11 protein-coding genes and 1 pseudogene are annotated in these 13,529 nt (G+C 66.6%); 7 read left to right on the top strand and 5 right to left on the bottom strand.

Annotation, left to right across the window (positions count from 1 at the left end):
* Nucleotides 1–5 precede the first annotated feature (5 nt).
* The 3 genes from E3O28_RS01970 to zapE all read right to left on the bottom strand — a co-directional run bounded on the left by E3O28_RS01970 (nucleotide 6) and on the right by zapE (nucleotide 3,597).
* On the bottom strand, nucleotides 6–272 hold the full coding sequence (locus E3O28_RS01970; protein ID WP_134415096.1) for a hypothetical protein: 267 nt from the start codon (nucleotides 270–272) through the stop codon (nucleotides 6–8).
* A 790-nt stretch (nucleotides 273–1,062) separates the two neighbouring features.
* A complete protein-coding gene (locus tag E3O28_RS01960) occupies nucleotides 1,063–2,286 on the bottom strand; it encodes an ammonium transporter (RefSeq protein WP_174721869.1) in 1,224 nt (407 codons plus the stop codon).
* 261 nt (nucleotides 2,287–2,547) lie between these two features.
* Nucleotides 2,548–3,597: a cell division protein ZapE gene (gene zapE, locus E3O28_RS01955; RefSeq protein WP_134415094.1), complete on the bottom strand. Its 1,050-nt coding sequence runs from the start codon at nucleotides 3,595–3,597 to the stop codon at nucleotides 2,548–2,550.
* A 180-nt stretch (nucleotides 3,598–3,777) separates the two neighbouring features.
* Between zapE and E3O28_RS01950 the strand changes: the two genes are divergently transcribed.
* Genes E3O28_RS01950 through E3O28_RS01940 form a run of 3 tightly spaced genes read left to right on the top strand, consistent with a single transcriptional unit; the run spans nucleotide 3,778 to nucleotide 5,963 of the window.
* Entirely contained in the window at nucleotides 3,778–4,680 is a 903-nt protein-coding gene (locus E3O28_RS01950) for a sulfurtransferase (protein ID WP_134371499.1), read from the top strand.
* A gap of 60 nt (nucleotides 4,681–4,740) precedes the next feature.
* Nucleotides 4,741–5,178 carry a SufE family protein gene (locus tag E3O28_RS01945; protein ID WP_104099618.1) on the top strand — a complete coding sequence of 146 codons (438 nt, stop codon included), beginning with the start codon at nucleotides 4,741–4,743 and terminating at the stop codon, nucleotides 5,176–5,178.
* Complete coding sequence (locus tag E3O28_RS01940; protein ID WP_104099617.1) at nucleotides 5,175–5,963, top strand: dihydrofolate reductase family protein; 789 nt, start codon at nucleotides 5,175–5,177, stop codon at nucleotides 5,961–5,963. Before E3O28_RS01945 ends, E3O28_RS01940 begins: the two co-directional genes overlap by 4 nt.
* Here the strand turns inward: E3O28_RS01940 and E3O28_RS01935 are convergent.
* A complete protein-coding gene (locus tag E3O28_RS01935; RefSeq protein ID WP_166784709.1) occupies nucleotides 5,884–7,068 on the bottom strand; it encodes an alpha/beta fold hydrolase in 1,185 nt (394 codons plus the stop codon). The two genes, E3O28_RS01940 and E3O28_RS01935, sit on opposite strands and share 80 nt — an antisense overlap.
* Before the next feature lie 111 nt (nucleotides 7,069–7,179).
* On the opposite strand from E3O28_RS01935, the gene E3O28_RS01930 reads away from it, so the two are divergent.
* The 4 genes from E3O28_RS01930 to E3O28_RS01915 all read left to right on the top strand — a co-directional run bounded on the left by E3O28_RS01930 (nucleotide 7,180) and on the right by E3O28_RS01915 (nucleotide 12,408).
* Nucleotides 7,180–7,770 (top strand): DUF3000 domain-containing protein, encoded by a 591-nt coding sequence (locus tag E3O28_RS01930; protein WP_104099615.1) that lies wholly within the window; start codon nucleotides 7,180–7,182, stop codon nucleotides 7,768–7,770.
* The gene (locus E3O28_RS01925; RefSeq protein WP_134342487.1) at nucleotides 7,763–8,959 is read left to right on the top strand and encodes a ribonuclease D; all 1,197 of its coding nucleotides are present in this window, start codon (nucleotides 7,763–7,765) and stop codon (nucleotides 8,957–8,959) included. The genes E3O28_RS01930 and E3O28_RS01925 overlap by 8 nt, the downstream gene beginning before the upstream one ends.
* 75 nt (nucleotides 8,960–9,034) lie before the next feature.
* Nucleotides 9,035–10,240: a thiolase family protein gene (locus E3O28_RS01920; protein ID WP_104099613.1), complete on the top strand. Its 1,206-nt coding sequence runs from the start codon at nucleotides 9,035–9,037 to the stop codon at nucleotides 10,238–10,240.
* Entirely contained in the window at nucleotides 10,237–12,408 is a 2,172-nt protein-coding gene (locus E3O28_RS01915; protein WP_134415092.1) for a 3-hydroxyacyl-CoA dehydrogenase NAD-binding domain-containing protein, read from the top strand. The genes E3O28_RS01920 and E3O28_RS01915 overlap by 4 nt, the downstream gene beginning before the upstream one ends.
* Nucleotides 12,409–12,748: 340 nt before the next feature.
* Here the strand turns inward: E3O28_RS01915 and E3O28_RS01910 are convergent.
* Nucleotides 12,749–13,529: pseudogene (locus E3O28_RS01910) on the bottom strand (transposase); the annotation flags it as partial.

Below are 13,529 nucleotides of genomic sequence, written 5' to 3'. Positions count from 1 at the left end.
TCAGCTCAGCCGGCGATGATCTCCGACCGGAGGAAACCGGCCACCGCCGGATCGTCACCGTCGAAATCCACCACCAGCCGTGCGGAATCGTTCCTCCCGTGCAGGAACGGCACGATCAGCAGCAGCTCGCTCCGATCGAACGCCAGGTCCGCCGGCGGCACGTCGACCATGGAGCCGTCGCCGCGCAGTCGCGTCGGCCCTGCGCACGGCCGAGTGCGCCCGGCGACCACGAGACGGATGCCATCGGGCACCGACGCGACCAGCTCGCCCACCAGCCCGGCCGATCCGCTTCGACACGGTCCAACCCACCGATGAACACGTACCGGGTGTCCCCGTCGCCTGACACCCCCGAGCGCCGCCCGACCTGCCGCCAGACATCAGCGGGACGGAACCGGCCCGGCTGCGCGCGTACCCAGGTGACCGACTCCCCGTTCCGGTGAAAACGGCCAGCCCAGGACGCCAGCAGGGTCATCTTCCCGGGGCCTGCCGCAGCCCACACGCAGACGCAGCGCGCTTCGCCGGCGATGAGCCGATGAAATGCACCATCAAGCCGCGGCCGTTTCACCTCAGCGGTCGACGGAGCCGGGATCGGCGTGCCGACCCCCGGTGACGGTGCAGCCGGTGACGACGCTGCAGGTGTCACGGCTCCCGGTGTCAGGGCTGCGCCCGGAAGCGCCATCTGAGCCGGTACCCGATGCGAGGTCATAGAGACGCGTCCTCCATTCGCGGCCCCGAGTGGTCGTTCAGCCTCGTCACCGTGGCTCTCGGCCTGCCCCACGGCTAGGGTGCACGCAGTTCCACGGAGTCGAGGGAGTACCAGGCGCAGACCGATCAGTGCATCCGCAGTGTCGCCGGAACCAGTGCCGGGCCCACGGAGGAGATCGGCCGGGCGAAGGCTCTGCATGCTGCGGGCGCGATCACCCCGGCCGAGTTCGACGCCCGGAAGTCCCAGGCGCTGTCGAGGTCGTCCTACACCGAATAGGACAGCCACCGAATAGGACAGCCACCGAATAGGACAGCCACCGAAAAGGACAGCACGCACAGGGCGGTGCTGCTTCATGGTTAGACGGCGTCGAGCGCGTAGCCTTCTTCACCGTGCACGATGGTGTCCACTCCGGCCACCTCGTCTTCGTTGTTGATTCGGAAGCCGATCGTCTTCTGAATGATCACGCCGATGCCGTAGGCCATCACGAAGGAGAAGATCGCGATGCCGAAGGCTGCGACAAACTGCACCCAGAGCTGGTTGAGGCTGCCGGTGTCGAGCAGGCCGATGCCCGACCCGAAGATACCGATGTAGAGCGTTCCGATCATGCCACCGATGAGGTGGATGCCCACCACGTCGAGCGAGTCGTCGAAGCCCCACTTGAACTTCAGGTCGATGGCAACCGCGCATACCGCTCCGACGAGGACTCCGAGGACGATCGCCCAGAACGGGGTGAGGATGTTACAGGCAGGGGTGACGGCGACGAGCCCGGCGACGGCACCCGAGGCGGCACCGATCGAGGTGGGCTTGCCGTCCTTGATCTTCTCGACGATCAGCCAGCCGAGAATACCGGCGGCGGGAGCGACGAGCGTGTTGATCCAGGCGAGGGCAGCGACACCGTCGACGGCGGCTTCGGAGCCGGCATTGAAACCGAACCAGCCGAACCACAGGAGCGAGGCACCGAGGAGGGTGAGCGGAACGTTGTGGGGCTTGGAGATGCCTTTCTTGAAACCCACCCGCTTGCCGAGCACCAAGGCGAGAGCCAGACCGGCTGCACCGGCGTTGATGTGCACAGCGGTGCCACCGGCGAAGTCGTTGACCCCGAGAGCGGCGGGAGCCCAGCCATCGGCGAGGTTGAAGACCCAGTAGGCGACCGGGAAATACACCAGGGTCGACCACACGGCGGCGAAGATCAACCAGGCGCCGAACTTGGCACGGTCGGCGATCGCACCAGAGATCAGTGCGACGGTGATGATGGCGAAGGTGGCCTGGAAGCCGGCGAACGCCAGCCCGTTCAGGTCGGGAGAGAGGGATCCGTCTTCCCCGGCGCCGAGCAGCCCACTCAGGCCGAGCAGCCCGGACGGGTTGCCGAGGAAACCGGGGATCAGCGGCGGGCCGAAGACGAGCCCGTAGCCGTAGAGCACCCACAGCACACCGACAACGCCCATCGCGCCGAAGCTCATCATCATCATGCTGATGACGCTCTTCGCCTTCACCATTCCGCCGTAGAAGAAGGCAACACCGGGAGTCATCAGAAGCACGAGGGCGGCCGCGACGAGGAGCCACAGGGAATTGAGATTCAGGCCTATTTCATCAGTTGTGGCGTCCAACAGGACTGACAGTTGAACCATGGATATGGTTACCTCTCGCTAACTAACAGTGGTTGCCGTCGACGTGCACAGGGTGAGCGGTTGATCGTGTCTCGGCGGGTACAGAGTCAGTTTGAAGTTGTGAGGTTTCGGTGAGTGCGCGCGGATGTTTCGCCCGCGTTACGCGCCGAGCGACGGTGTTAACATCGCGTTTCCGGCGGGCAGAGCGGTGGCCCGGCCTCGATCAGTCGTGCATCAGTCGTGCGGTGGAAGCTCACCTGTGGTCAGCGCCACGAGACGGGACTGGGACCGCTGGTACTTCTTTCGGTAACCGCCGGAGAGCATCTCCTCGTCGAAGACCTCGTTCAGGGGCTGCCCGTTGGCGATGATCGGAATCTCCGCGTCGTAGACCCGGTCGATGAAGGCGACCAGCCTGAGGGCATCCGTCTGGTCGGTCAGTAGGTACACATCGGTCAGGGCGATGACGTCGATGCCGTGGATCAACTTGATGTACTTCGACGGATGCACCGTGCTGAGATGTCGGATCAGGTCGCCGAAGTCGTCCCGGGTCACCGTGGAGCCGCGTTCGACCAGGGCGGGCACCAGCTGGTCCACTTCGTCCCGGGACACGGCGATGGCGTGGCCCTCGATGTCGCGCCTGCGGAAGTCGAGGCCGTCGATACGCACGATCTCGAAGTTCGCGGACATCGCCTGGATCTCGCGAAGGAAGTCGATCGCGGCGAAACGCCCCTCGCCCAGCGAATTCGGCGGCGTGTTCGACGTGGCGGCGACGCGGGTACCCGAGGCCACGAGCTCGCCCAGAAGCCGGGTCATCAGCATGGTGTCGCCCGGGTCGTCGAGTTCGAACTCATCGATGCAGATCAGGCGGGCGCCGGAGAGCTGCCTGACGGTGGCTGCGTAGCCGAGTGCTCCCACCAGTGCGGTGTACTCGATGAAGGTGCCGAAGTATTTCGGTCCCGCGGCGGCATGCCAGAGCGCGGCCAGCAGGTGGGTTTTGCCGACGCCGAAACCACCGTCCAGGTAGATGCCCGGCAGCTCCGGCTTGGGCTTGCGGGTGCGGGAGAAGAAGCCGCTGGGCCGCTGGGCCAGCCAGGCTCCGGCAAAGGTGCCCAGCCGTTCAACGGCCTCGAGCTGCGAGGGGAAGTTCAGGTCAGGTCGGTACGACGCGAAGGTGGCGTGCTCGAACTGGGGCGGCGGAACCAACTCGGCCACGATCTCCGGCCCGGTGATGCTCGGAGAGCGATCGGCCAAACGTTGCACCTGGCTGAGAGCTTGTGGAGCCATGCTGTAGTACCCGGTTTCTGTGTCGAACTGATAGTCCCGGTCTGAGCACCATCGTTGAAGAACGACCGCGGATGCGATCAGGACCCATACCGCGTAGATTCGAAAACGCGGACCGGTAACCAGCCTAAACCGCGCCCATTTGATTCCAGTGTCCATCGGACGCCACCAGGAGGTTCCCCCATGTCTGTTGATCTCGATCCGGCACCGAAGTTCATGGCCTACGCCCACCCCGAACGTCTTGTCAGCACCGAGTGGCTGCAGGCGCATCTCGAAACCCCCGGTCTTGTTGTCGTCGAATCGGATGAAGACGTTCTGCTCTACGAAACCGGCCACATTCCGGGAGCCGTGAAAATCGACTGGCATACCGACCTCAATGATCCGGTCGAGCGCGACTTCGTCGACGGTGCCGCCTTCGCCGCAATGCTCGGTGCCAAGGGCATCTCCCGCGACACCACCGTGGTCATCTACGGCGACAAGAACAACTGGTGGGCGGCCTACGCCCTGTGGGTGTTCACCCTATTCGGCCACGAAGACGTCCGCCTGCTCGACGGCGGCCGTGACAAGTGGGTGGCCGAGGAACGAGGCCTCACCCGGGACAAGCCCGTTATCACCCCGACCGTGTACCCGGTCGCCCCGCGCAACGATTCCGCCATCCGCGCATTCCGCGAGGATGTCTTCGCGCACTTCGGGAACCCGCTGATCGACGTGCGCTCCCCCGAGGAGTACACCGGCGAACGCACCCACATGCCGGCCTACCCGGAGGAGGGCGCCCTGCGCGGCGGCCACATCCCGTCGGCGGCGTCGGTGCCGTGGGCGCGCGCCGCTGCCCCGGACGCCACCTTCCGCACCCGCACCGAGCTGGACGCCATCTACCGTGACGAGGCCGGCCTCTCCGACGGCGACAACGTCATCGCCTACTGCCGGATCGGCGAGCGGTCCAGCCACACCTGGTTCGTCCTGACCCACCTTCTCGGCTTCGAAGGCGTGCGCAACTACGACGGGTCCTGGACCGAATGGGGTAACGCCGTGCACGTGCCGATCGTGATGGGCACGGAGCCGGGCGCCGCACCTCAGCCCCGCTGAGCCGGCCGGCCCACTCGGATTCTGGGGCCTCACGGCCCGCGCATGGCAGACTGAGTGTCGATGACCGCTACCGAACTTCCCGCCAAACTGGCCGAGATCCGCGATGACTTCCTCGAACTCGAGGAGTCCGACCGGCTGCTGCTGCTGCTTGAGTTCGCCGACGAGCTGCCGGCGCTCCCGCCGCGCTACGCGGAGCACCCGGACCTGCTCGAGCGAGTCGTTGAATGCCAGTCTCCCGTCTTCATGTTCGTCGAGGTGGACGGCGAGTCCGCGGTGCACCTCTACGCGACCGCTCCCCGGGAGTCGCCGACGACCCGGGGCTTCGCCTCGATCCTGGCCCAGGGTCTGGATGGGCTCAGCGCCCAGGAGGTGCTCGATGTGCCGGATGACTATCCGAACACGATCGGATTGACGAAAGCGGTGTCTCCCCTGCGCATCCGCGGCATGTCAGCCATGCTCGCCCGCACCAAGCGCCGCCTGCGCGAGGGCGCTGCGTGACCCTGACCCGGGTGTTTCCGGAGCCGGACGCGGGCGGCGATACGGTCGACCTGCCGCGGAGCGTCGACGGGCTCGACCCGGTCAGCCGGGATTGGCTGTTGCGGCGCTACGCCCCGGCGCCGGGCGCGTACCTGCGGGTCAACATGATCGCCAGCCTGAACGGCGGCGTGGCCGGGTCCGATGGCACCTCGGATTCCCTCTCGAGCCGCCTCGACCGCCGGATCCTCGGTGTGATCAGGGAACTTGCCGACGTCGTCCTGATCGGCGCCGGCAGTGTCCGTGCGGAGGGGTACGTCGTGCCGGCCCGGGCGGCCCTCGCGGTCGTCACCTCCAGCGGAAACCTGGCCGGTCATCGGCTCGAGCACTTTACGCACCGGGACTCCGCACACCCGGAATCCGCGCATCGGCAGCCGGTGTTCATCCTCTGTCCGCGCTTCGCAGTCGGCCGGGTGGAGGCCGCCACGGTCGGGGCCCGCACGACCGTCGTGCCGCTCGACGATGAGAACGGCGTCCTCACTCCGTCCACGATTCTCGCAGCCCTCTGCGCCCTCGGCCTCCCGCGCATCGTCTGCGAGGGCGGTCCGGTGCTGGCCGGGCGATTCTTCGCGGCCGACCTGGTCGACGAATTCTGCCTGTCCACGAGCCCCCAAGTGGTGCTCGGCGGCCGGGGGTTGCTCGAATCGGCCACGGCCGGATCCACCGGATTCAGGTTGCGGCAACTTCTCCTGGACGACCAGGGAGCGACATACGCTCGGTGGGAGCGATCTCGACCAGCCAGTTCGTGATGGCCTGATTCCAACCCTCGCGGTCGTAGTTCCACAGCTTCGTGTGCCGCGCCACCGCGAACGGCAGAAAGGTCACGATGTCGGGTCGGCGCCCGGCCAGGGCGCGGGAGCCGGTCGCGGGCACGAATCCGTCGTCGTCGCTGTGCATCAGGAGCACCGGTAGGTCGAGCTCGGCGGCGCGCGTGACGAAATCGAGGCGTCCGAAGTCGATCGGTTGGGTCTGACCGGTGACGATCTTGCCCCAACGCCGTCCCAGGACCTCCAGAGCACCGCTGGCGATGACCGCGGGCAGGCCGAGCAGACCGCCGTGGAAGCGCGCGACATCCGCCCAGTCGATCACGGGCGAGTCGAGCACGATGCCGACGATCCGGTCGCGCAGCGTTGATCGCGTCGCGCTCTGCAGCACGATCGCGCCGCCCATGGACCACCCCATCAACACGATCTCGGTCGCACCGCGGTGCACCGCGAACGCGATCGCCGCATCGACATCCTGCCATTCCGCGTCACCGAGGGAATACCGGCCGTCGCCGCTCCGCGGTGCCTCCCCGTCGTTGCGGTACGACACAAGCAGGGACGTGAAGCCCGCATCCCGGAAGACCGGCGCCGCTCGCAGCGTCTCCTGCCGCTGCACCCCGCGCCCGTGCACCTGGATCACCCAGCGGCCGTCCGGCTCCTCGGCCGGGATCAGCCAGGCCGGGGCATCACCGACGTCGGTGGAAACGAGCACGTCCTCGAAGGCGAAGCCGAGGTCCCAGGGCCCGAGGTACGAGTAGCCGCCGAGCCGGCCGCGCTCGGCTCGGGCCAGATCCCCGTGATCGACGCGCAGGATACGCCGCGTCACCTTCGTGGGCGTGAGACGGAGGATCTCGCCCAGGTGGGCGTGTCCTGTATCGCCCGAGAACCAGAAGCTGTAATCGCCCTGCAGTACGGAATCCGCCGTGGACTGCAGCGTAATCGTTCCCGCCACGAGGTCGACGGAGTGGATCCGCACGTCGTCGGAGCGCGTGGTCGAGGGCGTCACAATCCGACGTGCCATCACGGCCGCCAAAACACCGCCCGCGATCCCCAGCAACACCGTTGCCCCGGCGACTGCGATCCCGCTCACCGCCAGAAAACGCCTCGGGTACCGCCCTGAGCCCGCCCGCTCACGCATGACTACCTCCCCTGTCCGGCGTGCCTGTCCGACTCCGCTCGAAAAAAACTCTAGTCTGCACACGTGCCCGAAACACAAGAAACGCCTTCGCCGGAGTTCGCCGCCGCCCGCGCATCCTTCGCACGTGCCCGCATCCGTACGGAGCTTGTGGTCAATGAGATTTCCGCACCCGGAAACCTCGCTCCGCACTCCATCGCCTTCTCGGCCGACGTGACCCCGGTACGTCACGGGAGCGACTCCGATCTCGGGACCGGACGCTTCATCCTGCTGTATGACCCGGCCGAGCCCGAGGAGTGGGGCGGCGCCTTCCGCGTCGTCTGCTTCGCCCAGGCTCCCCTGGAAACCGACATCGGCCTCGACCCGTTCGTCGCGGGGGTCACCTGGTCGTGGCTGGTCGATGCTCTCGACGCCCACGGGGCACGGTATACAGCGGCCTCGGGGACCGCTACTAAGATTATCTCGTCCGGCTTTGGCGAACTTGCCAAGCAGGGCGATGGCGCGCAGATCGAACTGCGGGCCTCGTGGACGCCGCTGGACCACAATCTCGCCGCCCACGTCGAAGGATGGGGCGAGCTGCTCTGCATGCTCGCAGGTCTTCCACCCACTGGCGAAGGAGTCAGCATGTTGTCCACACGCCGAACCGGTCGTGCTTGATCACCAGGTGATCGATACGCGGGACGCCTACCTCGCGGCGACCGCAGCCCTCAGCGCGGGCACGGGCCCGATCGGCATCGACGCTGAACGAGCCTCCGGCTTCACCTACTCCCAGCGCGCCTACCTGATCCAGATCTATCGGCGCGACGCTGGCACATTCCTGTTTGACCCGCCCGCGATCGGCAACTTCCACGAGCTCAACCAGGCTCTGCGCGATGACGAGTGGATTTTCCACGCCGCGAGCCAGGACCTGGCCTGCCTGCGCGAGGTCGGACTTGACCCCCGACACATCTTCGACACTGAACTGGCCGCCCGCCTGCTCGGAATCCCCCGGGTCGGCCTCGGCACGGTGGTAGAAGAGCTGCTCGGCATCCATCTTGCCAAGGAACACTCCGCCGCCAACTGGTCGACCCGCCCACTGCCGGAGGCCTGGCTGGTCTACGGCGCGCTCGACGTGGAACTGCTTCCCGACCTGCGTGACCGTATGGTCGACATGCTCGCCACCGATTCCAAGACCGACATCGCCGCGCAGGAATTCGCCGCCGTGCTGGCGCGTGAGGCGAAGCCCGTCGGCCCCGAACCCTGGCGCCGCCTTTCCGGCGTGCACTCCATCCGGGGACAGCGTGGCCTGGCCGTGGCCCGGGAATTGTGGCTGGCTCGCGACGCTCTGGCACAGGAGCTGGATGTGTCCCCCGGCCGGCTCGTGCCCGATGCGTCGCTGACGGCGGCAGCACGGGCCATGCCGGCGAACCGGCAGGCCCTGGCTGATCTGAGGGAGTTCAGCGGCCGTGCGAGCCGCAGCGAACTCGACCGCTGGTGGCGTGCCATCCAGAAGGGCCTGGCGTCAACCGACCTGCCGTCGCTTCGGGGCAACGGCGACCTGCTCCCGCCCCCGCGCGCCTGGTCCGACCGCAATCCCGAGGCTGACCTGCGCTACAAGGCCGCTCGCGCAGCCCTCACCGAGGTCTCCGAGGAGCTCGCCATCCCGCTGGAGAACCTCGTCACCCCGGACTATGTCCGCCGGGTGGCGTGGACGCCGCCCGTCAACGTCGATCCCGCATCCGTCGGTGAGGCGCTCGCGCACCTGGGTGCGCGCACCTGGCAAATTGAAGTGACCGCACAACGGATCGCCGATGCCTTTGTGGATGTCCACCAATCGATCGAGCTCTCTTCGGAAGCGGATTCGTAGGATCCGTCCAAGGATTCGACCCTCCACGGGAGCCCCTTTAGGATCGACCGACACCTGATCGATGATGGAGGCAAAGTGGCCGATAGAACAGAAGTCGTGTTTGTGGACGGGGTTCGTACCCCGTTCGGACGCGCCGGTGAAAAGGGCATTTACTGGAACACCCGGGCGGATGATCTCGTGGTCAAGGCCATGATCGGACTGCTGGAACGCAACCCGTCGGTCCCTGGGGAACGCATCGACGAGGTGGCGATTGCCGCCACCACCCAGACCGGCGATCAGGGCCTCACGCTCGGTCGCACGGCGGCACTGCTTTCGGGGTTGCCGAAGTCGGTACCCGGATTCGCCATTGACCGGATGTGCGCCGGCGCCATGACCGCCGTGACCACTCTCGGAGCCGGGATCGGATTTGGCGCCTACGACCTGGCCATCGCCGGCGGCGTCGAGCACATGGGACGCCACCCGATGGGTTCGGGCGTCGACCCGAATCCGCGTTTCCTGTCCGAGCGCCTGGTCAGCGAGGACGCCCTCAATATGGGCGCCACGGCCGAGCGCATCCACGACCGGTTCCCGGCGTACACCAAGGAGCGGTCCGACCGGTTCGCCCTGCGCAGCCAACAGAAGGTCGCCGCGGCCTATGCCGCCGAGAAGATACAGCCCGACCTGGTGTCGGTTGCGATCCGCAGCGATTCCGGCTGGGGTCTGGCGACCCGCGACGAGGCTCCCCGCCCCGAAACCACGATGGAGGGCCTCGCGACTCTCAAGACCCCCTTCCGTCCCCACGGACGGGTCACTGCCGGCAACGCTTCCGGGCTCAACGACGGTGCCAGCGCCTGCCTCCTCGCCAGCGGCAAGGCCGCCAAGGACCTCGGTCTCACCGTCAAAATGAAGATGGTCAGCTTCGCCTTCGCCGGCGTTGAGCCGGAGGTCATGGGACTCGGTCCGGTCCCCTCCACCGAGAAGGCCCTGCGCAAGGCCGGCCTCAGCATCACGGACATCGGCCTGTTCGAACTCAATGAGGCTTTCGCCGTGCAGGTCATCTCGTTCCTCGACCACTTCGGCATCGACGACGAGGACCCACGGGTGAACGAGTACGGCGGCGCGATCGCCATCGGACATCCGCTCGCTTCCTCCGGCGTGCGCCTGATGAACCAGCTCGCCCGTCAGTTCAGCGAGCACCCGGAGGTGCGCTACGGCCTCACCGCCATGTGCATCGGTCTCGGCCAGGGCGGCACCGTGATTTGGGAGAACCCGAACTTCAACCGGAAGGCAAGCAAGCGATGAGCAACTACTCCGAACTCGATTTCACCCCGCTGGTCGAGCTGTCGGCCGACGAGGTCGTCACCCACTGCTACGTACACGATGTGCCTCTGTCCGGTGGAAGGACCCTGGCGCTGGTCACGCTCGACAACGGCCGGGACCACACCCGCCCGAACACGCTCGGCCCGAACACCCTGCTCGAGTTCGCCATGGCGATGGACCTTCTCCGGGAACGCGCCGCCCTCGGCGACATCCACGGCGTCGCCGTCACCGGCAAACCGTTCATCCTCGCCGCCGGCGCCGACCTGAGCAAGGTCAGCGAGATCCCATCGCTCGCGACGGGCAAGCTGCTGGCCCAGTTGGGCCACTATGCGCTGGGCAAGCAGGCCGAACTGGGTGTGCCCTCCTTCGTGTTCATCAACGGGCTCGCACTGGGGGGCGGGCTGGAGATCGCCCTCAACGCCGACTACCGCACCGTCGACGCGACCGTGCCCGCGATCGCGCTGCCCGAGGTCTCCCTTGGGCTGATCCCGGGCTGGGGCGGCTCCTACCTGCTGCCCAACCTGATCGGCATCGAGAACGCGCTGAAGGTGATCATCGAGAATCCGCTCAAGCACCGCACGCTCAAAGCGGCGGATGCTCTCGAGCTGGGCATCGCCGACGTGCAGTTCGCCTCGGCCAGGTTCCTTGAACAGTCCATCGAGTGGGCCGATGGCGTGATCGCCGGAAAGACAAAGGTCGCCCGGCCCAATACGCCCGGCAAGGTCGAACGGCTCGTGAAATGGGATGTGGCCGTGGGCGTGGCCCGTAAGATGCTGGAAAACCGCATCGGAACCGTCGCCCGGTCGCCGTACATCGCCCTCAACCTGCTCAAAGCAGCCAAGAGCGGATCTCGCCAGGAAGGGTTCGAGCGGGAAGACGACTCCTTGGCCGAACTCATCGCCGGAGACCAGCTGCAGGCCAGTATTTACGCTTTCAACCTGGTGCAGAAGCGAGCCAAGCGGCCGGCCGGTGCGCCGGACAAGGCCCTCGCCCGCCCGATCAACAAGGTAGGCGTCATCGGCGCCGGCCTGATGGCCAGCCAGTTCGCCCTTCTCTTCGTGCGTCGCCTGCGCGTGCCCGTAGTCATCACAGACCTCGACCAGGCCCGCGTCGAGAAGGGCGTCGCGTACATCCACGGCGAGATCCTCACCCTGGAGACCAAGAACCGTATCTCCCCCGACGAGGCCAACCGGCTCCGCGCTCTGGTCACGGGAACGACAGACAAGGCACAGTTCGCCGACGCCGACTGGGTGATCGAGGCCGTCTTCGAGGAACTCGGCGTGAAGCAGGATGTCTTCGCCGAAATCGAGAAGCACATCTCTCCCGACGCCATCCTCGCCACCAACACCTCGTCCCTCTCGGTCGAACAGATCGGTGCGAAGCTGGCCCACCCCGAGCGCCTGGTCGGTTTCCACTTCTTCAACCCGGTGGCGATCATGCCGCTGATCGAGGTCGTGAACACCCCGCGGACCAACGACGCCACTCTCTCCACGGCGATGGTCGTGGCAGCCAAACTGCGAAAGAACGCGGTCATCACCCGGGACACCTCCGGGTTCGTCGTGAACCGCCTCCTGGCGAAGCTCTTGGGTGAGGCCATGCACGCCGTCGACACCGGAACCCCGTTCGAGGTCGTCGATGGGTCACTGGCTCCGTTCGGGATGCCGATGACCCCGTTCGAGCTGCTCGAGCTGGTCGGCCTCAAGGTCGGCGCACACGTTCTGGACACCCACCATGCCGCATTCCCGGACCGGTTTTTCGAGAGCGCGAACCTGCATAAGCTGGCCGAGCACGGAACCATTCTGGAGCGCGACGCCAAGGGCAGGATCAAGGGCTTCGACAAGGGCGCCGTCAAGATCGTCGCAGGCGGGCAGACCCCGATGACAGCCGAGCAGATCCTACGCCGGATCGAGGACGGCCTCGCCGATGAAATCAAGCGGATGCTGGACGACGGCGTCGTGCACGCCGCGGAGGACATCGACCTGTGCATGATCCTCGGGGCCAACTGGCCGTTCCAGATGGGCGGGATCACGCCCTACCTCGACCGCGTCGGCGCGAGCGAACGGGTCTTCCAGGGCACGTTCCACACCCCACCGATCCGCGGCGTCGCTGCCGCGGCCCTGCCTGCCACCCGCACGAGCGTAGGCGACTGACCGCAGGCGACTGACTGCATCCACTCCGCCGACCCGTAACCTCGGCTCCTTTCTCTTCACGGAAGGGGAGCCGAGGTCGTGGCTCGGCGCGGTGGTCGGCGGTATTTTTCTGCGGCCGGCGGGGCCGGAAGGGTGAGGCCCGCCAAGTGTGGGCGTTGGGGGTCGCACGGGCCGGGGTTTCCGAACCGGGCGTTTCCCTTGCCGACGTAGACGATCAGGGGACCTCGATGTGGGCAGAACGTGCATTCCACGCCCTATCCGAGTCCGGGCCCGGCCCGGCCAGCAACTCTGCCCTGAACGAATTCGACGGAGATTCTGGCTCTCCTGCTTCATCCGTGGGTTAAACCCGGCCGGGGAGCACTGGTTTGTGGCCGCCGAGGCTGAGCATGGCGAGGGCGATGAGGGCGTCGGGTGATTTGAAGCCGAAGGCGATGCGGGTAATGAGCCGGATCTTGGTATTCATNCCAGGGCCTCGGCGGCTTCGTCGCGGGGCAGCTTGAAGACCAGCCGGAGGCCTTCTTTGAGGTAGTAGGCCCGGCCCAGGGCCGGGTTGGTGTGAACGACCCAGGCCAGCTTGATCTGTTGTTTCTCGGTGAGGTTTTCGGGGTTTTTCCAGAGCGCGTAGCGGGAGTTCATCATCAACTTCGCGTGCTCGCTGTGAGGCCGGGCCGGGGCGTCGTGCACGGGCCGGCCAACCGTGCGGGACTCGTTTAGGCGGGCCTGTTTGCGGGCCTCGGTCCAGGCGGCCTTGCGGACTTCGTCGAGGGCTTCCGTGGCCCACTTCACGACGTGGAACGGGTCCACGCGGCCCCATCCGCGGAAACATGCGTGATCAGAGCGGATCGTTCCGCGCCGAGCGCATCGAAGAACGTGGCCAGGGTGGCCTTGTCCTGGCCGGGTGCGGCCCAGACCAGACGACCCGAATCGTGGTCGACGACCACGGTCAAGAACTTCCGGCCGCGCTTGAAGGAGACCTCATCGATCCCGATCCGGGTGAGCCCGGCGAAGGGATCATGGAGCTTTTCCGTGTCGGCCCAAACCCGGGTGATGATCGCCCCGACCGTCCGCCACGCGATCCGCATCAACACGGTGACCGCGGCCTTAGACGTCTGCGTGGCCAG

It is taken from the genome of Cryobacterium sp. TMT2-14 (genome assembly GCF_004402465.1).
Classification (GTDB): Bacteria; Actinomycetota; Actinomycetes; order Actinomycetales; family Microbacteriaceae; genus Cryobacterium; species Cryobacterium sandaracinum.
This window is presented reverse-complemented; position numbering and strand designations above follow the sequence as displayed.